We start from the raw sequence: 1,111 nt of genomic DNA on the forward strand, positions 1-1,111 counted from the left end.
CTGTATTCCTCTACATTATATATCATTCATAATACCCTTGTAACATGTTATTTTGAGGAATTTTGTATAATTGTAGAACTATTTGACTATTTGTAGTATCGGCAAAGATACAATTACTCGAGTCCCTTTATTGATCTTACTATCTATATTCAGTTCACCATTGTGATCCTTAATGATTTGATTCGTAACCATTAAACCTAAACCAGTTCCATCTGCTTTCGTCGTAAAAAATGGTTCACCAAGATTTAAGATGTTCTCATCTTTAATTCCACTACCCTCATCTTGAATAGAAACAACCATTTTCTGTTTTTCTATTACTTGAACACGGATTTCTATCCTACCACCCTCAGGCATGGCTTCGATTGCATTTTTTATCAAATTGATAAACACTTGCTTTAGTTGCTTTTCATCACATTCGATAGGTGGTAATGGCCCTGCCATTATTGTCTCTACAGTGACTCCCTGTCTCTCCGCTTGTTGTTGCGTAATCGATAACGTATAGGCAACTACCTCTTCAATACTAGCTTTCTCGAATTTAATGACTCTTGGTTTACCAATATACATCAGATCATTAACAATTGTATTAATCCGGTCAATTTCCTGAATCATAATCGGATAATACTCGTTGGTGTTTGGGTATCGTTCTTGCTGCAATTGTGTAAACCCCCGCAATGAAGATAAGGGATTACGAATCTCATGACCAATAGCAGCTGCCATTTGACCAACTACAGCTAACTTTTCTTTTTGCCGAAGTTCTTCGTACACAGTCGTCAACGTTTGAATATACGAATGAAACCGGATTAATAAAATATAAGCGATCAACGACAAGATAATATAAATAACAGTTGGAACTAAAACATTTAAATCTTGCAAAATGACTCCTAATAAAATTTCCTTCCCAATCATCCCTAGTGAAACCACCCAGAAATAGTTCTTATTTACAAAAATTGGGCAGAATAGGAGAAATAATACCTCAACAATATTCCCCGAACCAAATGAAGCTGTTGATCCTAAATAGGTCATTAGGCTATCAACCATATCAATACTAATATAGCCTATAATATAGATGTATTTTACTACGTAAGGATTCCCCTTTTTAATAAAATAGATA

1 protein-coding gene is annotated in these 1,111 nt (G+C 34.6%); it reads right to left on the minus strand.

What is annotated here, in order from left to right; translation table 11 throughout:
• Positions 1-78: 78 nt before the first annotated feature.
• On the minus strand, positions 79-1,111 hold a 1,033-nt coding region (locus V7659_RS31245), incomplete at its 5' end, for an ATP-binding protein (RefSeq protein ID WP_335543872.1).

This window comes from Neobacillus drentensis, assembly GCF_036966985.1.
Classification (GTDB): domain Bacteria; phylum Bacillota; class Bacilli; order Bacillales; family Cytobacillaceae; genus Neobacillus; species Neobacillus drentensis_E.